Annotated in this window: 22 protein-coding genes, 1 other RNA gene and 1 riboswitch; of the genes, 6 read left to right on the top strand and 17 right to left on the bottom strand. The window is 41.0% G+C overall.

Annotated features, from left to right (window positions below; all coding sequences use genetic code 11):
* Nucleotides 1-528: 528 nt before the first annotated feature.
* Nucleotides 529-913, top strand: an RNA gene (rnpB, locus tag ACNQGS_RS14830) — RNase P RNA component class B.
* 74 nt (nucleotides 914-987) lie between these two features.
* On the opposite strand, the gene ACNQGS_RS14825 is transcribed toward rnpB, so the two are convergent.
* A complete protein-coding gene (locus ACNQGS_RS14825; protein ID WP_213145500.1) occupies nucleotides 988-1,167 on the bottom strand; it encodes a hypothetical protein in 180 nt (59 codons plus the stop codon).
* 118 nt (nucleotides 1,168-1,285) lie between these two features.
* Nucleotides 1,286-1,477, bottom strand: coding sequence for a hypothetical protein (locus ACNQGS_RS14820; protein ID WP_378584863.1), 192 nt, complete (start codon nucleotides 1,475-1,477; stop codon nucleotides 1,286-1,288).
* Between the two features lie 197 nt (nucleotides 1,478-1,674).
* Here ACNQGS_RS14820 and ACNQGS_RS14815 point away from each other — a divergent pair, with 197 nt between their 5' ends.
* On the top strand, nucleotides 1,675-2,199 hold the full coding sequence (locus ACNQGS_RS14815) for an HD domain-containing protein (protein ID WP_378584861.1): 525 nt from the start codon (nucleotides 1,675-1,677) through the stop codon (nucleotides 2,197-2,199).
* A 107-nt stretch (nucleotides 2,200-2,306) separates the two neighbouring features.
* Here the strand turns inward: ACNQGS_RS14815 and ACNQGS_RS14810 are convergent, their stop codons facing one another.
* From ACNQGS_RS14810 to tenI, 5 genes are read right to left on the bottom strand one after another with little or no spacing between them, the layout of a single operon-like run.
* Nucleotides 2,307-3,326, bottom strand: a complete 1,020-nt coding sequence (locus ACNQGS_RS14810) for a thiazole biosynthesis adenylyltransferase ThiF (protein WP_491487991.1) — start codon at nucleotides 3,324-3,326, stop codon at nucleotides 2,307-2,309.
* Nucleotides 3,323-4,090: a thiazole synthase gene (locus ACNQGS_RS14805; protein ID WP_491487990.1), complete on the bottom strand. Its 768-nt coding sequence runs from the start codon at nucleotides 4,088-4,090 to the stop codon at nucleotides 3,323-3,325. Before ACNQGS_RS14805 ends, ACNQGS_RS14810 begins: the two co-directional genes overlap by 4 nt.
* A 1-nt stretch (nucleotide 4,091) precedes the next feature.
* Entirely contained in the window at nucleotides 4,092-4,295 is a 204-nt protein-coding gene (thiS, locus tag ACNQGS_RS14800; RefSeq protein WP_491487989.1) for a sulfur carrier protein ThiS, read from the bottom strand.
* Entirely contained in the window at nucleotides 4,292-5,428 is a 1,137-nt protein-coding gene (thiO, locus tag ACNQGS_RS14795; protein ID WP_491487988.1) for a glycine oxidase ThiO, read from the bottom strand. Before thiO ends, thiS begins: the two co-directional genes overlap by 4 nt.
* A 16-nt stretch (nucleotides 5,429-5,444) precedes the next feature.
* Nucleotides 5,445-6,026, bottom strand: a complete 582-nt coding sequence (gene tenI, locus ACNQGS_RS14790; protein WP_491487987.1) for a thiazole tautomerase TenI — start codon at nucleotides 6,024-6,026, stop codon at nucleotides 5,445-5,447.
* 148 nt (nucleotides 6,027-6,174) lie between these two features.
* Nucleotides 6,175-6,284: riboswitch (TPP riboswitch) on the bottom strand.
* Nucleotides 6,285-6,322: 38 nt separating this feature from the next.
* Between tenI and ACNQGS_RS14785 the strand changes: the two genes are divergently transcribed.
* Nucleotides 6,323-7,603, top strand: coding sequence for a histidine kinase N-terminal domain-containing protein (locus ACNQGS_RS14785; protein ID WP_491487986.1), 1,281 nt, complete (start codon nucleotides 6,323-6,325; stop codon nucleotides 7,601-7,603).
* A 46-nt stretch (nucleotides 7,604-7,649) separates the two neighbouring features.
* Here the strand turns inward: ACNQGS_RS14785 and ACNQGS_RS14780 are convergent, their stop codons facing one another.
* Nucleotides 7,650-7,880: a zinc-binding dehydrogenase gene (locus tag ACNQGS_RS14780; protein ID WP_491487985.1), complete on the bottom strand. Its 231-nt coding sequence runs from the start codon at nucleotides 7,878-7,880 to the stop codon at nucleotides 7,650-7,652.
* 185 nt (nucleotides 7,881-8,065) lie between these two features.
* On the opposite strand from ACNQGS_RS14780, the gene ACNQGS_RS14775 reads away from it, so the two are divergent.
* Nucleotides 8,066-8,368: a hypothetical protein gene (locus ACNQGS_RS14775; protein ID WP_491487984.1), complete on the top strand. Its 303-nt coding sequence runs from the start codon at nucleotides 8,066-8,068 to the stop codon at nucleotides 8,366-8,368.
* Nucleotides 8,369-8,445: 77 nt separating this feature from the next.
* On the opposite strand, the gene ACNQGS_RS14770 is transcribed toward ACNQGS_RS14775, so the two are convergent.
* The 6 genes from ACNQGS_RS14770 to ACNQGS_RS14745 form a co-directional block, all read right to left on the bottom strand.
* Complete coding sequence (locus ACNQGS_RS14770; protein WP_491487983.1) at nucleotides 8,446-8,892, bottom strand: PaaI family thioesterase; 447 nt, start codon at nucleotides 8,890-8,892, stop codon at nucleotides 8,446-8,448.
* Nucleotides 8,893-8,933: 41 nt separating this feature from the next.
* Nucleotides 8,934-10,265 (bottom strand): MFS transporter, encoded by a 1,332-nt coding sequence (locus tag ACNQGS_RS14765; RefSeq protein ID WP_491487982.1) that lies wholly within the window; start codon nucleotides 10,263-10,265, stop codon nucleotides 8,934-8,936.
* Nucleotides 10,266-10,311: 46 nt separating this feature from the next.
* Entirely contained in the window at nucleotides 10,312-10,734 is a 423-nt protein-coding gene (locus ACNQGS_RS14760) for a MarR family winged helix-turn-helix transcriptional regulator (protein ID WP_491487981.1), read from the bottom strand.
* 144 nt (nucleotides 10,735-10,878) lie between these two features.
* A complete protein-coding gene (locus tag ACNQGS_RS14755) occupies nucleotides 10,879-11,568 on the bottom strand; it encodes a polysaccharide deacetylase family protein (protein WP_491487980.1) in 690 nt (229 codons plus the stop codon).
* A gap of 16 nt (nucleotides 11,569-11,584) precedes the next feature.
* Complete coding sequence (locus ACNQGS_RS14750) at nucleotides 11,585-12,250, bottom strand: TVP38/TMEM64 family protein (RefSeq protein WP_491487979.1); 666 nt, start codon at nucleotides 12,248-12,250, stop codon at nucleotides 11,585-11,587.
* Between the two features lie 22 nt (nucleotides 12,251-12,272).
* Nucleotides 12,273-13,433 carry an MGDG synthase family glycosyltransferase gene (locus tag ACNQGS_RS14745; protein WP_491487978.1) on the bottom strand — a complete coding sequence of 387 codons (1,161 nt, stop codon included), beginning with the start codon at nucleotides 13,431-13,433 and terminating at the stop codon, nucleotides 12,273-12,275.
* A gap of 237 nt (nucleotides 13,434-13,670) precedes the next feature.
* Here ACNQGS_RS14745 and ACNQGS_RS14740 point away from each other — a divergent pair, with 237 nt between their 5' ends.
* Nucleotides 13,671-14,387, top strand: a complete 717-nt coding sequence (locus tag ACNQGS_RS14740; RefSeq protein ID WP_491487977.1) for a response regulator transcription factor — start codon at nucleotides 13,671-13,673, stop codon at nucleotides 14,385-14,387.
* Nucleotides 14,377-15,993, top strand: coding sequence for a sensor histidine kinase (locus ACNQGS_RS14735; protein WP_491487976.1), 1,617 nt, complete (start codon nucleotides 14,377-14,379; stop codon nucleotides 15,991-15,993). The genes ACNQGS_RS14740 and ACNQGS_RS14735 overlap by 11 nt, the downstream gene beginning before the upstream one ends.
* A gap of 114 nt (nucleotides 15,994-16,107) precedes the next feature.
* Here ACNQGS_RS14735 and ACNQGS_RS14730 read toward each other — a convergent pair whose 3' ends face one another.
* Genes ACNQGS_RS14730 through ACNQGS_RS14720 form a run of 3 tightly spaced genes read right to left on the bottom strand, consistent with a single transcriptional unit; the run spans nucleotide 16,108 to nucleotide 19,452 of the window.
* Nucleotides 16,108-18,351: a transglycosylase domain-containing protein gene (locus tag ACNQGS_RS14730; RefSeq protein WP_491487975.1), complete on the bottom strand. Its 2,244-nt coding sequence runs from the start codon at nucleotides 18,349-18,351 to the stop codon at nucleotides 16,108-16,110.
* A gap of 58 nt (nucleotides 18,352-18,409) precedes the next feature.
* A complete protein-coding gene (locus tag ACNQGS_RS14725; RefSeq protein ID WP_491487974.1) occupies nucleotides 18,410-19,087 on the bottom strand; it encodes an LrgB family protein in 678 nt (225 codons plus the stop codon).
* A complete protein-coding gene (locus ACNQGS_RS14720) occupies nucleotides 19,084-19,452 on the bottom strand; it encodes a CidA/LrgA family protein (protein WP_491487973.1) in 369 nt (122 codons plus the stop codon). The genes ACNQGS_RS14725 and ACNQGS_RS14720 overlap by 4 nt, the downstream gene beginning before the upstream one ends.
* Nucleotides 19,453-19,570 lie beyond the last annotated feature (118 nt).

Genomic DNA, 19,570 nt, shown 5'->3' with positions numbered 1-19,570 from the left:
AACCTTCCAGTGGATTTTTTTATAAAAAATAAAAAGCCAGGCATACACAGAATGCCTGGCTTTGTAAGGTTTTACCCTTTGAAATAAAATAAAGCAATTAAAAAAATGATTAAGCCTATTAAGAAAATGGGGCCAACACCGGAACTGTATACGACATAAATTTTAACGTGAAGTATCACATTGATTATAAGAACAATCAATAAGATTAATAATAAAAACATGACAATCAGCACATTATTATTTTTGTTCAAGATATCAGCCCTTTTCAGAAGCTTTTGGCGGAGACATTGCTTGTACCTCTTACATAAATATTTTCAATTTGCGGATTTTATGCTATTAGTCCAGCAAAGAATAATACTATGTAAGTAATGGCGCTAATACGATGGAACCGACATTGGTCGACAATTGTTTCATTGATTCACTTTTAATCGAATCTGAAATTGGTAACAATGGAATTAAACTACCATGGATTTTAATTAGTATTCCTGTTATATTAGTTATTGTCGCTTCTAAGCGAAGGACACATGGAATGGTGAGTAGTCGCGGTTCCTTTATAGGAGCTGAGGAAAGTCCAGGCTCGCACAGTGCTGAGATGCCTGTAGTGTTCGTGCCATCTGCAAAGGTGGGCAGTCAATCTTGATATTGGCTGACGGCGGTGAAATCATGCTAAGTCTCTAGAGATATGCTGAGAATAACCTGAAAGTGCCACAGTGACGATGCTTTTCTGGAAACGGAAAAGGTGGAACGGGTAAACCCCACGAGCGAGCAACCCAAATTTTGGTCGGGGCATCATCCTGCGGGAAATGAACCTAACGGATGGATCAACCATTGGTTGATAGATAGATGACTACTGCTTCCTGTACGAGGCTTGACGCTGTTTGCAGTACGGAAGAACAAAACCTGGCTTACAGCCATTTCATGTGCAAATTTTAATAAAAGTTCTCTTAACAGGTAAAACTTTTTGTTTTACCTGTTTTTATTTTTGGTTTATAAAACAGTCACTGACCCGCGGCTTCTTATTTCAAGTGGATCTTGTGCATCAATCGGTTGATTAACTTCAACCATTGGTGCCTTTGAATCTGCATCCGTTATGTCTTTGACAGGGCTCATTTCAGCGGGTGTCCCCATATCATTCATCACTTCAGGAAATTTGTTTTCTTTTTCCAATACAATCACCTCCACACTTATTATTCCGTTTATTCGTCCAAAAAATGAACATGGAAGAAATTTGATTGAAGGATATTTTTGAAAATGAAATCAAAAAATAAAAAAGAGGAGTAAAAAATTACTCCCCATCTGCCACAACGATTTTATACCCTTGTTGTTTCGGACCATTTTCGTATTCTTCAGCCGAAATTATGTAATAAGTTTCGCCATCGTTATTCGTAATTACGACTTCACTAGGACTTTTATCTACCTTGGCATCCATAAGTTGATCGTATGGAGGACCTAGTAGTTCGGTTAAGTTGTTACTCATGTAAGACACCTCCTATCTGTGTGATTCTAACAGAATTTTATGAAAAGTAAAAGAGAAAATAGGTTAAATCCCCTCTTGGTTTCCCCGCTGTCTCAAATATTCCAAAATATTTTTCCTTATAATTACAAACTTTTCCTAACAAAACAACATTAATTGTTTTATAATACAAAATAATAATTTTTAAGAAGGTGATTAAAATGAGAGAGGTAACATTAATTCAAATTTTCAATCATCATATTGCAAAAAAATATTTGAGCCGGTCTGGAATTGTACATGCTATTGCTTGTGCCTACCATGCCTTTAAGTTGGCAAAAGAACGCGGCGTTTCGGTTGATCTGGCAACAAAAGCAGCATTGCTGCACGATATGGGTCATTACACTTGGTATCGCAACGGCAAATGGGATTATGATTTATATAAACAGAATGATATACATGCAATTAAGGGTGCGGAAAGGGCACATAAATTATTGATTCGGTTGGGAGAAAATCCGATTATAGCTAAAGAAATCGCACTGGCCGTTTTATTCCATACGGATTCTTACATGCCGGAAGGTTTTATCAATCGGACCCCGTTGCAAGAAATCGTCAAATTAGCCGATGAGATGGACGAGGAGCAAGGCGGAATGCACCATTATCGAAAAATGGATCGAGATAGAGCCATAAAAATGATTGAGCGGTTAGACGAAATGGTTAAGGAAGAACTGAAAAGCAGTGAGTTATAAAATAGGGAATGGGCGATGCTTCTTGTGAACATCGCCCTTCTTGATAAAGTTTTTCTTTAACTAGGTTCACTTAGTGAGAATTAATTTCCCGATTGTTTCACTACCCTTTACCCCAAATATTTATGGTACAGCGCTTTCGCTTCCGAAACATCCTTCGTGCCGTGTACCAAAACTCTTCCGTCTTTAAAAATGACTAAGCGGTTAGCATTCACGGTATAGGAGAGAAGGTACGGGTTCCTCTGTACAGCTCCAGTTTGTTTCGCTAATATTTTTTCTAACGCTTCAAGGTCGCGCACCATTGGAACGGAGGGACGGATTTGAACCGAATCCCTTCCACAAAGTACCGCCGTTTTTGTTTGATTTTCAAAGGATAAATAAGGGTACGAGCGCTGCGGTCCGCAAGAAGGACAATCCTTGTTCTTCAATTTATCTACCTGAATGGCACTATATTGGTTTTTCCATAAATCAAAGGAAACGAGCTTGTTTCTTAATGAGTCCACATCTCCGACCAAGATTTTCAATGCTTCACTTATTTGGAACGAGACAACCATGTTTACGGCTGGACTAATTATTCCGGCTGTGTCACAGGTTAACCCTCCTAGAGGAACTGTTTCAAGCAAACAAGAAAGGCAAGGCGTTTTTTCAGGAATGATCGTGTAGGAAATGCCGTAGCTGCCCACACAAGCACCGTAAATCCAGGGAACTCCAGCTTTTTGCGAGACATCATTTATCATCATTCTTGTTTCAAAATTATCCGTTGCATCTATCATCAGATCCGCTTCTTTTGCCCAGTCTTCAAGCTCTAGGGCTGAAGCATCTGCAATGATGGCCTCAATGTTCACAGATGAGTTTATCGCTGTTAACCGATTTTTGGCGGCGATCACTTTTGGAATTCGATTTTTCGCATCTTCCTCTGTAAATAACTGCTGCCGCTGTAAATTGGACCACTCGACATAATCACGATCCACGATGGTGATTTTGCCGATGCCAGCCCGGACGAGTGCTTCGGCACTTGCAGATCCAAGTGCTCCAACTCCAATGATGAGGACATGTTTATTGGAAATTTGCAGCTGGCCGTCTTTTCCTATCGGCGGAAATAACTCTTGCCTAGAGTATCGATTATTCACCCGATACTCATTCCTTCCTTAGGGCTGCTGGCTGTCGCATATCGCTTTTTCTCGATTCTGCCCGCTTCATAACCCAGCCTTCCCGCTTCAATCGCCAATTTCATCGCATTTGCCATTTTAACCGGATCCTTTGCTGCTGAAACTGCGGTATTTAATAACACACCGTCTGCTCCTAGCTCCATCGCATAAGCGGCATCGGCTGGTGAGCCGATTCCCGCATCAACAATCACTGGTACAACGGATTGTTCGATAATAAACTGGAGGTTTACCGGATTGATAATCCCTTGACCAGAACCGATTGGCGAAGCCCCTGGCATAACAGCATGGCAGCCTGCTTCTTGAAGTTTCCGGGCTAGCACCACATCGTCAGAGGTATAAGGGAGTACAATAAAGCCTTCCTTCACCAATTCTTCGGTGGCCTTTAGCGTTTCAATCGGGTCAGGAAGTAACGTTTTATCACAGCCGATCACTTCCACTTTAATCATGTCGCATAAGCCTGATGCTTTCGCTAACTTAGCGATTCGGACAGCCTCTGCAGCTGTTTTCGCTCCTGCTGTGTTTGGCAGCAGCGTATATTTATTGGTATCTAGCTGCTCTAAAAAATTCGGCTGGCTGGCTTCAAAAATATTCATCCGTCTAACTGCAAATGTAAGGATTTCTGCTTCTGACACTTCGACCGCCTGCTTTTGGATGTCAAAGCTTGGATACTTCCCTGTCCCAAGCAATAAACGAGATTGGAAGGATAATGGACCAATTTTTAACATATCAACCGCCTCCTACAAAATGGACTATTTCAATTCGGTCATTATCTGCTAGTCTAGTACTTTGGTGTTCCAGCTTGGTTAAAATTTCACCGTTTACTTCGACCACAACGACTTTATCATGGATTTCAAAATGCTGAAGAACATCTGACACAAATACCATACTGTCTGATAATTGGGTCCATTCGCCATTTAATAATACCTTCATGGTTTACCTCCTACCAACATATTTCTGTCGAGCCGGAAAGCTGATAGCAGATTCTCATCTTTCAGTCTGCCTTCGATTAATTCAGCCACTAGTTTCCCTGTAATCGGGCTAAGTAGAATCCCATTGCGAAAATGCCCTGCTGCCACAAACAAATTTTTCCACCTCGGATGTGCGCCAATGTAAGGCAGTCCATCACCTGTCTGTGGCCGAATTCCAGCCCACACCCGCTCCCACGCTGCCTCTTTAATTTGCGGTATGATTTGGGTTGCTCTTTCCAGCAAAGTGGCAATCCCTTTTGCTGTTACCTTTTTATCGAATGTATGTTCAATCATGGTCGCACCAATATAAATTTCTCCATTCTTTTTTGGTACAAGATAGCAGCGTTTATCTGAAAAAATGGTTCTATTGATAATTGGCCCTTCTGTTTTAACGGAAAAGCATTCACCTTTAACAGGATACATGTTCATCTCTAAATCAAATTCACGCATTAATTGGGCCGCCCAAGCACCGGCCGCAACAACAAAGTTATCACTAAGGATGGTTCCGTTTGTGGTTTGCACCCCTATCACCTGACCGTTTTGATAAAGAAAGGATAGCACTTCGGTATTTTCAAGTATTTTAGCACCAAAATGGACCGCCGCTTTTGCGAACGCCTGCGTTAGCTTTGCAGGCTGTACATGCCCGTCGTTCGGTAGATACATCGCTCCAGGTACGCTTGGTGAAAGTGACGGTTCCATTTCTCGTAATTCCTTCGCATCCAGCCATTTTATGGTTGGATCCCATTTCTTTTGAAAGGTGACCTGTTTTTTTACTTCTTCTACTATGTCTTCGGTTTCTGCAATTTTTAACATCCCTTTATTGACAAACTCGATGTCCACACCAGTCGTTTCCAATAATTCATTTGCGAGAGCCGAAAACATTGCTTGACTTTTTATCGCCAACTGAAATAATGGACCTTCATGTTCAAGTTCAGCTTGCGCAGCCAGCATTCCGGCGGCAGCACTTGATGCTTGGCAGCCGATTTGTTCTTTCTCAATAATGATGACTTTTCTTCCTTGCTTTGATAACTGATAGGCAATCGAGGCTCCATTAACACCACCTCCAATTATGGCAACATCAAATGTATGATCCATATTTCCCACCTCCATCTCAAAATGCATGTATGTAAGACTTTACGGCTAATAAGGGGTCACGAGCATCTAAAACACCTGACATGACAGCGATACCCGTTGCCCCTGCCTGTAGGACCTCTTCCGTATTCTCCGGCGTTATCCCGCCAATGGCAATCACCGGAATGTTCAGCTGTGACAGCCGTGTTAATTCCTCTAGCCCTTTTGGGGTCTTTCCTGGTTTTGATTGCGAAGGGAAGACATGACCGTATAGAACGAAATCAGCACCCTTCTCCTTTGCATTTTGTCCTTCCTCGTAGGAGTGAATGGAGGTCCCGACCCTAAGTTGAGGAAAATGTTCTTTTACACAGGCTGTATCTAAACTATGATAGGCTAATTGAACACCAAGGGCTTTTGCCACGATTGCAACATCTACCCGATCGTTAATCACGATTTTTGATGGAGGGACGTTTGCATTTGTTAAAAGTTCGACTGCTTGAAAAAGCTCCTTTGCTGATTTTTGTTTTTCCCGCAAGTGTAGCGCAGTTACAAATGGATGAATATCCTTCGCTATTTCAGCCAATTGGTCGATCGGCATTTTACCATTGGATATAAGATGCAACTCTTTTTCTTTTAGACTAGTAAAAATACAACTCCCCCCTTTGAATGGATTTCGCTGGTCTAAGGAAGCGCAAAACAGGCAAAACAAAAAGCCACTTCCTTTTGTAAGAAAGTGGCCGAAATTTAGAAATAAAAATTTTGCTCTCCAAAAATCCCGTTGTCCACTTCCCTACGCTGGCATTAACCAGATCAGGTTCATAGAGTCCCGAAGTCACACTTCAATCTCAGCCTTTTCAAAAAGGCACCTCTAGCGGATTTGATTCATATTCATTTGAAAAGATTACCTTATATGGATATATGGTAACATTTTATTCTAAAAAGTCAAACATTTCAAACTTTATTTGCTCGTACATTTCATCAAATTGCTTTGAAATATTTCTTATTTACACCTATTTTGAGGCACGAGAACCGTCCCCATGCATCAAATTTTTATGCTATAATCACTTTAATATAGTGGAAAGCAGGCTGTGTATGGATAAAAAAGTAGGCCAATTTCTAATTGAGAATGAACAAAAGTTTATACATTTTTGGGAAGAGCAAATTATTATCCATTATTACCGGGATAATCCAGAGCTAATATTAAAGAACGGTCATTTAATGTACCATCTTATAACTAATTCTATGTTAAATGGATTTTCGGAAGAAGATGTTAAATTACTGGCGCACAAAGTAGCCCTAGAACGGGTCGAGGCTAATATCAATATTGGGGAGTTTGTTTATAATGTTAATCTGGGTAGGAGTATTATTATTAAATACTTAAACCAATCTGGACTCATGCCAGAAGATCTCCAGGCAATTATTGATTTGGTCAATAAACAGTTCGATTTATTCTGTTACTTTGCTGTTTCTAAGTACACCGAAATCAAAGATAAGAAACTACAAGAACAAAATTTATTTATTTCCCAAACACATAAGGACCGGTTGGCGATTCTTGGACAAATGTCTTCGAGCTTTGTTCATGAATTTCGCAACCCGCTCACTTCCGTTATGGGCTTTATAAAACTATTAAAACACGAGCATCCTAATCTACCGTATTTAGATGTCGTCAGCCAAGAATTAGATCAACTTAAGTTCAGAATTACTCAGTTCCTTCATACATCTAAACTGAACATGCTGGCAGAAAGCCAGAATGAAGACATTACCATCCATTTATTAATAGAAGAAGTGCTTGATTTCCTCTATCCAAGCATCGTCGATGGCAATGTCCAAATTCATACAAATATCGATGCTGATATTTGTATTACTGGCGATCGGAATGAGTTAAAACAAGTCTTTCTAAACCTATTAATAAATGCAGTTGACGCTGTGTGGGAAGAAGAAAATCTGCGGAAAATTAATATCCAAACAAATATAGATGATCACCAAATTAAGATTCGTATTTCTAATAATGGCCCTACTATCGATCCTGAAGCAGTACATTTAATTTTCGAACCCTTCTTCACTACTAAGAAACTAGGCACAGGTATCGGCTTATTCGTTTGTAAGAATATTGTTGAGAAACACCACGGTGAAATAGAATGTATGTCAGATAATCACTTAACTACCTTTCAACTTACATTTCCTATTAAACAGAATTAGAATTCAAAAGCACAGCCAAAACGGTGCATTTTTTAATTAATAGTTTTCAAATTGTAATAACTACCTTACCTTGAGCATGCCCTTGTTCGAAATACTTGAATGCTTCCTGAATTTCGCTTAATTTAAACCTTTTATCGATGACTGGTGTAATTTTTCCAGCTTCGATAAGCCCTTTTATCAAATTTAAATCACTTTGGTTCTGCCTCTGTAAAAAGCTGCCCATCTTTTTATTTCCAAAGAGGGAGAACCAAGGCCCCAGCGTCAGTGCTTGAAACATTTGAGCCCCTGAACCTCCTACATGAAGGAAATTCCATTACGAATTAGACCAAAAGTCATAACAAGTGACGAATCCTTTGTCTTAAAAGGCTTGCTTCTGTATACTCAAAACCATAGCAGTATTTGTTCAAGGAACGCCTTGTTGTTAGGCTTTCGCTTAGATACTAATAGCCAAGGAGTGATAATGTGATAAATCGTGTTTACGAGAAATTGGAGGCTGCCCTTCTGGATTGGGAAATGATGAAGACCGCTTCAGAGGATGAAAGCGAAGAATGTGCCGAACGGTTTGAAAGGCATTTTTATGAGTTTATTGACGAATTAAAGATTTGGTATCAGCAATTGGTCCAACCGCCAGCCACTATCGATGATGCAGAAAATCTTCCTGAAATCAGTGATATAATCGAGCGTTTACCGGCACCGCTTCAACTCAACTTTTTAACAGAATTGGAGTTAATTCTGGAGGGAGAAGACCAAGTCCGCTACGATTAATCCCCACCAAAATTCACAAGTGGTGACGCACGGGGACGGTTCTTATGTTTTGGAAGCATGAGAACCGTCCCCATGTTTTATTTTAGCTGAACTCGCTTTCGTTCCGTATTTCCTTTTAATATCATACATGTACTAGTAGAATGCCCGACTAGACTTCCTTTTTCATCATATACATGACATTCCAGCAATCCCACTGTAGAGCCTTTCTTAATGAGTTTCCCCTCTGCTCGAAGCTTCGATTTAAAAATCGGTTTAAGGAAATTAAATTTAATTTCAACTGTCGTAAACAGTTCGTCGTCTGAGAGCGTTGTGACAAAAGCATATCCCATCGCAGCATCCGCAATGTCACACAGAATCCCGCCGTGCAGCGTCCCCATTGGGTTATGTAATCGATCAGAAGCTTCCATTTCAATCACAACTCTGCCTTCTTCCACCTCTACCACTTGAAACCCAAGGACTTCCGCAACTGGTGAAATTGGTACTTCACCTGTCATCATTTTCTTCATACCTTCTAAGCGACTCATACTATTCACCTTCCAAATATACTTTTAAAGATTTAATTCTATTAAACTTGAATATTGATTTCTCCTTTATGTGCCCTCTTTCCATACCAGATAAGGATGAAGAGAGAACCTACGAGAACGATTATTAGCAGCAAATAGATGTGCTGAAATGTGGAAATAAAAGGTATTTTAGCTTGAAAGCTGATTAATACGCCACATATTGCGACAGCTAAAGAGCCTCCAAAAAATTGGCTGAGTTGACTTAACCCCATACCAGAACCAATTTGGTCTTTGGCTAAAATGCGAGATACTTCATTTGACAAGGCGGATATTATCGTTGAAAGAGCCGGAGCGAATATGATATAGCCAAACATTACGATGTAAGGCGATACCTGTACCAGCATTGTCATAAAGATCATACTTGCGGCCATGAGAAAATGCCCGATTATCAGGAAGCGATAATTGCCATACCGGTCAATCCAACTTCCGACCCGCCTAATCATAATGGCAGATAATAGTGATCCTGGACACATCATCAATCCTACAGCTCCTGCAGGCAAATGAAACCCATCTGCCAACAATAAAGGCAGCATAAAGAGCATTGACATATTCAGTATAAAAGCACAAAAACTAACCACAAGAAGTTTTCGGTAACCATGATGCAGAAACAGTTTGGGGAGTACAAATGGATTTTTCGCCTTGCGTAAGTGCCATATGTTCACGGCGAGTGCACCAAAACTTAGGAGTAGAAACCATAGGGACAATTGCATGACGCAAATCAACAGCGATACCACTGCAATGGCAGTAAGGGCTGCGCCGGAAATATCAAATCTGAATTCAGTGGGGATTTCTGGTGGCAATAGCTTCCACAATACCGGTACCAATGGAATAACCATGCAGGTGATAAGAAAAAGTCCATTCCAGCCAATAAACTGGGTGATTACTCCGCCAATCACTGGTCCCAAAGCAAAAGCAAGAGATGTCCCTGATGCGATAATTGTAATTGCCCGTCCACGGCGCTCGAACGGCACGTAACGGCTTGCCAAGACAATACCTAATCCTGGCACGGCACCGGCACCGCTTGCCTGTATCAAACGAGCAGCCATAAGAATACCAAAACTATGCGTGAAAAAGCCTACGATGGATGCCGCCCCTAGTAGGATTAGACCAACGAACAGCAGCTTCCGAATCGGCACATAATCGGATAATCGGCTGAAGATTACTGTTGATAAGGCAAACACAATGGAATACCCTGACACAATCCAGGAGCCTTCACCGGCTGTTATGTGTAATTCGTGTATGATGGTTGGCAGGGCAACGTTGAACATCGTCGTATTCATGAGGACCAAAAATGACCCGATTGCCCATACGGGGATAATAATTCTATCGTTCAAGTTGAAACCATCCTTTGCAATTAAATTTCTATTTTTCAAAACTTCTTTATTTGTTCGCAATTCCAATGTCATAAAGTATTCTTTTAAATCGCTGAATCTCTTCAACCTTTATACTAGACATCACTTCCTCATTCATCTCATCCATCTTCTGACATAGTGGTACTTCCAGCGATTTTCCTCTTTCCGTCAGAAAAACTAGCTTGTTGCGACGATCATTGGAGTCCACTTGCCTTTCGATAAAACCGTTTTGTTCCAAGCGGTCGATAATCCCTGTTATGGTCGCACTGTCTAGCAGAAGTCGTTCAGCTAATTCAAAACCAAATTGTCCATCCTTTCTCCACAGCTGACGAAGCAGTGCATATTGAACTGGTGTCACACCGTACGGGGATAATTTGGATTTACTTACTTGATTCACCTTTTGCAATGCTTTTCCAAGTAGAAAATGAACACAGATATCGGCTTTTTCCATAATTCACCACCATTATTATTCAAATTTTCTGATTAGCAAGAATATAACATATCCAAATTCATTTGTATACAAGTGATTTGTATGCAAATGATTTGGGTAACGAAAAAACCAACTCTTACCGATGGAGTTGGTCGATATTTCCGGCTATATTTGATCAATTCTTACACAAGAAATACCTCGGCTTGAGACCTCTTTAAAAACCGCTTTTAATGCATGAATGGTATTCACGGGAGCCTCTTCATCGGCACCAATGGTTTTTCCACAATCATGTAAAAGGATGACGTCACCATTTTTCATTCCATGTAAAAGCCTTTTTTCCACCTTCTCACTGCCGCCTTTACTGCGCCAATCCTCTGCCATCAACGACCATAGAATGATTTTATATCGATTCAAAAGAAAAAAATCAAATACATTTAACAATCCCCACGGCGGACGATAATAGATCGGCCTTTCTCCTGTAATTCTTTCAATGACGGCAGCACTCTTGTCTAACTGGCGCCGAACCATCCATGGATCCATGATCCAGTTAGACTTATGAACGTAATTATGAATGCCAATTAAATGTCCCTCTGCTTGCATTCTTTCGATTAACTCCGGGTATTGTTCTGCTTTCGATGCCACGACAAAAAATGTTGCTTTTATATTATTTATTTTTAACAAGTCCAAGAGCTGTGGGGTATAAATCGGATTCGGACCGTCGTCAAAGGTAAAGGCAATTTTTTCAGAGGCACATTTCCGTTTTAACACACCAATCCCAAATCCCGCCGTTAGAAAATAAGGAATTAACCAATATATAAAAAGAAAACTACAAATGAGAAGAACGAGGTTAAACATCCTTCAATCGCCCCTTCTAATCCAACTTTCTTTTAAAAACCAAACTTAACACAGTTGATAAAATAAACAGTGTGCCGCCAAGGATAAACGGCATCAATTTTCCATATCGCAGCCCTGCAAATAGGCTGCTTACCGAAATCGTATAGGGCAATATCCCCAAGGCTGTTGTCCAGATAAAAGCCCTTTTGTTTACTCCTAATATACCTGCCGCATAGTTAATAAAATGATACGGCACCAATGGGACAAAACGGATGAACAAAAGTCCAGCATCGCCTCGTCTTTGAAGCCAGCGATCTATTTTCTCCAGGTAAGGCTTGGCCAAAGGTTCAATAATTGGCCGGGCAATCCAATTAGTTAGATAATAGGCAAGGACTGCCCCAGCGATTCCGCCAATCCAGGAATACAAACCTCCCGCAACGGGTCCGTATATTTCAATCAGAAAAAGCGAAACGAATTCGCCGGGTGCCGGTATGACATTGACAACTGTTTGAATCATAATCCCCAGGATGATTCCGAAAAACCCTAGCTGGCGGATAGATTCCAGCCATTCTTTTGCCGTTCCTGTATGAAGGAAATATAAATAAAGTCCGGTTAGTAGTAAAAAGATCAACAAACTTCCAAATGATAGTAAACGAGCCATTGGATTTTTTATGTTGGATGATTCTTTCATTACATTCTCCATGTTTCACCTTCTTAGCGGCTAATCAACCAAAAAGATAGATTAGATTCTGCAGGCTGCTATTGTTTTCTTTTGTTTTCTTAATCACTTCGGCTGATGCAAACGCAGATTCTTTCGGATGAAATCGTTTTGAATTCTCGCTCATCTGTTGAAGCAGGTCGTGATTGCTTAGTAATTTTGACAAATGCTTGCTTAAATCACGGTCCGTATTAGCTTGAACGGCCACCCCTGCTTGAACTAAAAATCTGGCGTTATCCTGTTCTTGACCGGGGATTGGTTTATACAGAAGCATCGGTAATTCCATTGCAAATGCTTCAAACGTTGTGACTCCACCCGGCTTTGTAATCATTAAATCAGAAATAGCCATTAACTCATGAACGTAGTTAATATAACCAGTGAGATGGATACGATGCTTGGAATTCTTCAGTTTTTCCTTTAATTGCAAACGAAGCTTGTCGTTATGCCCACAAACAATGATTAATTGTACCGGATTCGGTAATGCATCAATCTCCTGTATGGTGGAATTTCCATCACCAATCATTCCACAGCCGCCGCCCATGACTAATACTGTAGGAAGGTGCTGATCTAAATCATATTTTCGAAAAATTTCCTCCTGTTCGATGAACTGAGAAAATTGCTGCCGAATCGGAATTCCCGTATCAGCGATGCGATTTTCTTCAACTCCTAAACCAACCAGAGAATCACGGACCAGCTTAGAGCCAACAATATATTGATCCGTATAGGGATAAATCCAGCAACTATGATTGGTATGGTCTGTAATAGCTGTGACGATTGGAATATCAATTAAACCGAAGGATTTCAACTTGGACATCACTGCCGCTGCCAAAGGAAATGTACTGACTACAACAGTCGGTTTCACTTCCTCCAGCAATGCTAACATCCGCCCGAGTCCGGTAGAGAAAATCGATTTCATCATTTTAGAAAAAGTGTTCGCCTTGCGTGTTTTTTGATAAATAAAGCCATACAGCTGCGGGAATTTTTTCACGCCCTGTAGGTAGAGAAACCGACTCACTTGATTAGAATAAGGATGAACCCATTCCATAAAATCAACAATCACCGGTTCTAAATCAGGATATCGAACCGCAATCGCTTCATGCAGCGCTTGAGCTACTTTAATATGTCCATCACCATAATTACCTGTTAAAATTAAAATTTTATCTTTCATTCATCTCCACTCCTTTATATTGTTGAAGTGTTTTTGTTCTATGATTTTAGGTGCCCACATCAATTAGCGGGCTATCACACCAATAATGTTACAAAAAACTTCTTAAGGAAAAATGCCATTCCTTCTGAAGATTTTCTTAAGATATAAAGGTAAACTTCAGAAATTCTTCAGAATTTCTATTGTTTTTTCTTAAGGGGAATGGAGTAAACTTTAGGAAGTTAGAAAGGAGAGGTTTACATGGCTCAAGAAACCATCCTCGTTATTGATGATGAAAAGGAAATTCGTGATTTAATCGGGATTTATCTTACGAATGAAGGTTATCACGTTTTAAAAGCAGCAGATGGGATCGAGGGGTTACAGTACCTAGAGGAGAACAATGTTCATTTGGTTGTATTGGATATCATGATGCCGCGGCTGGATGGAATTCAAGCCTGCATGAAAATAAGAGAAAGCAGAAATGTTCCGATTATCATGTTATCTGCGAAATCGCAGGATATGGATAAGATCATGGGGTTAACTACCGGAGCGGATGACTATGTCACAAAACCGTTTCAGCCTTTGGAATTAGTCGCAAGAATCAAGTCGCAGCTTCGTCGTTATCTTCGGTTAAATCAAACGGACGGAAGCCTACAAGCAACTACAGTCCAACAGCAGGATGTCATTTCGATTGATGAGCTTGTCATTAATATTCCTACACACGAGGTTAAAGTGGATGGGAAAGACATAAAGCTAACACCAAGGGAATTTGCCATTCTAGAGCTGTTGGCCCGCAATCCTGGAGTCGTGTTTAGTACCGAAAAAATCTATGAACAGGTATGGAATGAGCCGTTTTATGAATCGGAAAACACCGTCATGGTTCATATTCGAAATTTGCGAGAGAAACTGGAAAATAACCCGCGGAAACCACGGTATATCAAAACGGTTTGGGGGGTGGGCTATAAAATTGAACAATAAGAACCAGTTCCCTTCCTCGTATCGAAATGGCAGGCATTCTGGCAAACTTGTCCATTTAGTAAAGACAAGCATTCGCATTCAGTTGATCATGGCATTTGCCTTTTGTACGCTTGTTTCCTTATTGGTCGGTTTTGCCACAAGCCCCTTCTTTGTTAGCGAGGACCGCAGGCTCGATTTTACCGAAGGAGTTGTCACCATTGAGGAAAGTGCACGTGATTTGGTGAAACAATTCAACCAAATGAACCAGGATATCAACGAACTCGTAAGGGAATTAGGGGATCAAGATCCTGATTTTAAAAGTCAATTCCTTCAGCCTGCACCGCCTTCTGTGAAAGAAGAAAACGACTGGTTAATCGTCCCTTACAATGGGAAAGCTTTCTATCAAATAACCAAGAATGAATTAATCCAATATTTAATTAACACACCAAAGCAACAAAATAATCTCAAAGTGTTGGTTACGGATTCGGATGGTAAGGTTGTGAATAAATCAGCAGGAGCACATGATACTCAAGTAAATCTTTCCGAAGAAATGAAAAGTGCCAAAAAGACTCTTGGTGAAAAGGTGCATGATGAGCAGCCCATTATTACAAGAATGTATCCAATTACCAATGCTGGCGGGAAAGGCTATTTAATTGTAAGCGGCGTCCCTAAAGCCACATCTGTTTATGAAAAAGAAACGGGAGTTACCCCTTACCTACTTGGACTTATCGCGTTTATTCTCTGTTATTATTTCATAACCAAACGAAAGATGAGGGAAATAGAGGAGATTGCGCTAGGTTTAACGGAAATCGCCAAGGGAAATTTGCATTATCGGATACGGGAGAAAAGTCAAGATGAAGTAGGTTCGCTTGCAACCAACATTAATTACATGGCTTTTGAATTAACCGAAATGATGGAAAGACAAAGACATACTGAAAAATTAAAGGATGAGCTGATCACCAACGTTTCCCATGATTTACGTACACCCCTAACTTCGATCATGGGCTATATGAGACTAGTAAAAGACCATCAGTATAAAAACCAGGCACAATTGGATGAATACGTTGATATCGCTTATGGGAAATCAGAGCAATTAAAGAATTTAATCGAGAATTTATTCGATTTTACCCTTCTAACGTATGAAGGTAACCAGCTCAAAAGAGAAAAGGTTAGCCTAAACCAAATGCTCAGACAGCTAATGGATGAACTTGACCCGATTGCAAAAGATCACGATGTCATGTTTAGCAGCAACCTCCCAAAAGAACCGATCCTGATGGAGATTGATCCGAATCAAATGGTACGCGCGTTGGAAAATGTATTAACAAATGCCATCAAATATAGTACCCCTCCTGGAAAAATTAATGTTCATTTGGTCCAAAACGAACATTCTGTTCAGATTTCTGTTTCAAATCCATGTGATTCCCTTTCTGAGGAGGAGGTTGCTAGATTATTTGATCGTTTCTACCGTGTGGATCCCTCACGCTCCTCCAACAAGTCTGGGGCTGGATTAGGCTTAGCCATCACAAAAAGTATCATTGAATTGCATCAAGGGACCATTCATGTTGAATATAAAAATCAAGTCATTCAAATTTTCATCGAATTGCCTCTTGATGAGGAACATGATTAATGAAAGGATCGTTAATTGGGAACGGTCCTTTTTTATTGGCTTTTGAATTTAAGCATTAAAACAAAAAAGACTGCCGACTTAGTCGACAGCCCCGAAAATCCTTATAGTACAATCTTAATCTTCTTTATTTTTCCCTTTGCCCTTGCCTTTTCCCTTTTCTTTTCCCTTTTCTTTTTCCTTTTTCCATTCATCTTTTTTATGTTTCTCTTTCCAATTATTCCAGCCATTTTCAATTTCTGTTTTTACTTTTTCAATTGGCTTTGGCGGTACTTCTGCAGAAGCGACACCTTTTATATACAGTTCATTATTTACTTCATATACACTGCTTGGCTGCTTAAAGTTTGATGAATCCGTTCCAAATGATTGGATCATCGCTTTAAACATATATTGGGCAATTTTCGTCGTATTTCCAGCCTGATAGTTGCCAGAACCGTTTTGTGCATATCCGGTCCAGACTGCCATTGTGTATTGTGGTGTATACCCGGCGAACCAACTGTCATTTGTCGCGTTGTCGGGATATCCATATTTCGCACGTGTGTGGGCATCAAAATTGGTTGTACCCGTTTTTCCCGCGACATCCAAACCAGAGATATTAGCGGTTGTACCTGTTCCGGCATCAACGACAGTCCGTAACATATCAGTCACCATATAGGCAGTGTAATCCTGCATCACTCGCTTTGGTTTCTCTGCGAAATTTACCGTTGTGCCATCTGCCAAGACAACCTTTTGGACAAAATGCGGTTTATTGTAGATTCCGCCGTTTCCAAAGGCACTGTAGGCACCTGCCATGGCTAGAGGGCTGACGGTATTGCTTCCAATTGCATAAGACTCATAGACCTGATTATTCTTAAACGTAATGCCAAGCTGTTCGGCAAAGCTCCTCGCTTTATCAAGACCAACCTCCCGGAGTGTGAGAAGGGCTGGGATATTATAAGAATTTTGCAGCGCGGAGCGGATGGTCAGCATTCCATGATATTGATGATCCCAGTTAGAAATCTGCTGGCCAGTTGAATAGGTTGTCGGCTGGTCATTGATTAAATGGGCCGTGGACCACTTTAAATTTTCAATTGCGGGACCGTAATCAAGAATCGGCTTAAAGGTGGAACCCGGCTGGCGATTGATATCAACCGCCAAATTGTGGCCAAGAAAATCGGCTTGATAGTCGTTTCGGCCGCTGCCAATCGCCCTGACTTCCCCCGTTTTTGTATCCATAAAAACGAACGCCCCCTGATACTTCGCATCCGGGTAAGCAATGATTTCATTGGTGTTCATCATTTTGTCGGCATAGTCCTGTGCTCTCGGGTCCAGTGTCGTATAAATCGATAACCCATCTGCACTAACGTCAACATCCTTCAGCTTTCCTTTAATCTCTTTTACCACTGCATCCAAAAATGCTTCATACGGCATTCCCTGCTGCTCACTTTTTGGGACAAGCCCTTCTGTGACCGGAACTTTTGAGGCTTCTTCCATCTGTTTTTCCGTAATATAGCCATGCCGGTGCATCAAGCTTAAGACTAGATTTCGGCGGTTGGTAGCCGCTTCTTTGTTTTCCTGCTTGCTTGGGTCGTAATTATTGGGACTCTGCGGCAGTCCGGCTAGCATGGCGGCCTGCGCTAGAGTTAACTTTTTCAATTCGTTTGGCTCTAACCCGTAGTAGTTCTTTGCTGCGGCCGCCACTCCGTATGAGCGGTTGCCCAGGTAGATTTTGTTCAAATACATCATTAGGATTTCGTGCTTTGAATACTTATTCTCCAGCTGATACGCCAAATCCCATTCCTGCACCTTCCGCTTCAATGTTTTTTCAGGTGTCAAAAATGAGTTTTTGATAACCTGCTGCGTAATCGTACTCCCGCCCTGAGATCCGAAATCACCGGTTACATTGACAAAAATGGCTTTGGCCGTCCTTTTGATGTCAATGCCATGATGGTCATAAAAGCGGGAATCCTCCGTGGCAATGAACGCATTTTCCAGCACCTCCGGAATTTGCTCATACGAGATTTTTGTCCGCTTTTCCTTCCCGTATTCATAAATGAAGTTTCCATCTTTATCATAAAATTTCGTCGATAGAGGGTCGATTAATTTGGAAGCATCCAGTTCAGGTGTACCCTTCACCATCGATGCGAACGTGATCGCCCCTGCCCCGGTTGAAACAAGCCCTATCACTAAACAGACAATAAGGACTTTTCTTAACAACGACCCTTTTACGGGCAATTTTTTGCTTATTTGGCGGCTTTCCCTTGTGTTCTCCGCTTTCCTTCGTTCCTCACGAGATTGATAGTTTTCTTCTGTCATAATTCTTCTCTCCGATGATGCATGGGGACGGTTCTTCTGCTTCAGCAGCAGAAGAATCGTCCCCATGTTTTTTTTTACATATAAACATATTCGTAAGGAATGCTCTCTTTATGGGGGATTGCCACTAAATCATCGCAGGTATCAGCAGTGCCCCCAACAGCAGGGTAATAAAGGCGGCGAAAATCATCGCCAGGGATGAAAATGTCGCTTCCTGCTCCCCATATTCCAGCGCCTTACTCGTTCCGGCACCATGTGCGCTCATTCCAAGCGCTAGACCTTTGGCAATCGGCGTCTGGATTGACAGCCATTTGATAACAGAAGGGCCGACAACACCGCCAATCACGCCGGTCAAGATGACGAACACGGTTGTTAATGTTGGCAGGCCGCCAATCTCTTTGGAAACCTCAATGGCAAATGGCGTTGTAATGGACCTTGGAAGAATGGACGTCATAAAATCATATTTCAAATGGATGATTTTTGATAAAGCAAATGTTGAAAAAATCGCCACCAACGAGCCTGTTATGGTACTGAGAATGATTGTTCCTAAATATTTTTTCACCGTTGGCAAGTGCTTATATATCGGTACCGCGAACGCAACTGTAGCTGGCCCGAGCATATGTGTCAGCCACTTCGTTGCATCCAAATATTGATTTGCGGACACATGCATGATTGAAATTAACACGATTAACAGAATTGGCGCAAGCAGTAAATGATGGAATAAAGGAAACGCCCATTTAGCATAAATTTTCTTGGATAACCGATAAATAAGGTAAGTTCCTACAATACAAATTACCATCATCATAGCTGCTCACTTCCTTTCCTTTTTGTTACTTTTTCAGCAATTAAGGCCGTTATTCCCATCACAATGACGGTGCTGACCCCAATCAATACGACGATTTCGGCCCCTTGAAAGCTAATAATTTCATCATAATTCACAATCCCGACTGCAGACGGTACGAAGAATAGCAGCAACTCTGCCAGCAGCCAATTGGCTCCTTTTTCGATCCATTCCAGCTTGATGATGTGAAGGCAAAGTGCCAAAAACAAAAGGAACAAGCCAAACATCGAAGCAGGTATCGGCAGTGGAACGATTTCTTTTAGTGCGGCTCCGAGAAATAAAAAGACATGTATGAATAATATTTGTAAAATAATAACCCCAATTTTCATCGTAAAAATCCTCTCCAAAAGAAGAAAAAGGAAATTTCTTCATGCTCCTTTTACTTCTCGATTTAAACTATAGAGTAATGTTACGACGAATTTTACCATTCGTAAAATACATATTTAG

The organism is Neobacillus sp. PVCKKU3, assembly GCF_058323225.1.
The sequence above is the reverse complement of the archived record's forward strand: the minus strand, read 5'-3'. Positions and strand labels throughout refer to the sequence as shown.

What these genes read in the sequence shown, in the direction of transcription:
- thiS (WP_491487989.1), bottom strand. Translation starts at nt 4,295, where the DNA reads ATGAAGGTATTATTAAATGGCGAATGGACCCAATTATCAGACAGTATG.
- ACNQGS_RS14815 (WP_378584861.1), top strand. Translation starts at nt 1,675, where the DNA reads ATGAGAGAGGTAACATTAATTCAAATTTTCAATCATCATATTGCAAAA.
- ACNQGS_RS14760 (WP_491487981.1), bottom strand. Translation starts at nt 10,734, where the DNA reads ATGGAAAAAGCCGATATCTGTGTTCATTTTCTACTTGGAAAAGCATTG.
- thiO (WP_491487988.1), bottom strand. Translation starts at nt 5,428, where the DNA reads ATGGATCATACATTTGATGTTGCCATAATTGGAGGTGGTGTTAATGGA.
- ACNQGS_RS14755 (WP_491487980.1), bottom strand. Translation starts at nt 11,568, where the DNA reads ATGTTTAACCTCGTTCTTCTCATTTGTAGTTTTCTTTTTATATATTGG.
- ACNQGS_RS14770 (WP_491487983.1), bottom strand. Translation starts at nt 8,892, where the DNA reads ATGAGTCGCTTAGAAGGTATGAAGAAAATGATGACAGGTGAAGTACCA.
- ACNQGS_RS14805 (WP_491487990.1), bottom strand. Translation starts at nt 4,090, where the DNA reads ATGTTAAAAATTGGTCCATTATCCTTCCAATCTCGTTTATTGCTTGGG.
- ACNQGS_RS14820 (WP_378584863.1), bottom strand. Translation starts at nt 1,477, where the DNA reads ATGAGTAACAACTTAACCGAACTACTAGGTCCTCCATACGATCAACTT.
- ACNQGS_RS14785 (WP_491487986.1), top strand. Translation starts at nt 6,323, where the DNA reads ATGGTAACATTTTATTCTAAAAAGTCAAACATTTCAAACTTTATTTGC.
- ACNQGS_RS14720 (WP_491487973.1), bottom strand. Translation starts at nt 19,452, where the DNA reads ATGAAAATTGGGGTTATTATTTTACAAATATTATTCATACATGTCTTT.
- ACNQGS_RS14725 (WP_491487974.1), bottom strand. Translation starts at nt 19,087, where the DNA reads ATGATGATGGTAATTTGTATTGTAGGAACTTACCTTATTTATCGGTTA.
- ACNQGS_RS14750 (WP_491487979.1), bottom strand. Translation starts at nt 12,250, where the DNA reads ATGGAGAATGTAATGAAAGAATCATCCAACATAAAAAATCCAATGGCT.
- ACNQGS_RS14780 (WP_491487985.1), bottom strand. Translation starts at nt 7,880, where the DNA reads ATGTTTCAAGCACTGACGCTGGGGCCTTGGTTCTCCCTCTTTGGAAAT.
- ACNQGS_RS14745 (WP_491487978.1), bottom strand. Translation starts at nt 13,433, where the DNA reads ATGAAAGATAAAATTTTAATTTTAACAGGTAATTATGGTGATGGACAT.
- ACNQGS_RS14740 (WP_491487977.1), top strand. Translation starts at nt 13,671, where the DNA reads ATGGCTCAAGAAACCATCCTCGTTATTGATGATGAAAAGGAAATTCGT.
- ACNQGS_RS14730 (WP_491487975.1), bottom strand. Translation starts at nt 18,351, where the DNA reads ATGGGGACGATTCTTCTGCTGCTGAAGCAGAAGAACCGTCCCCATGCA.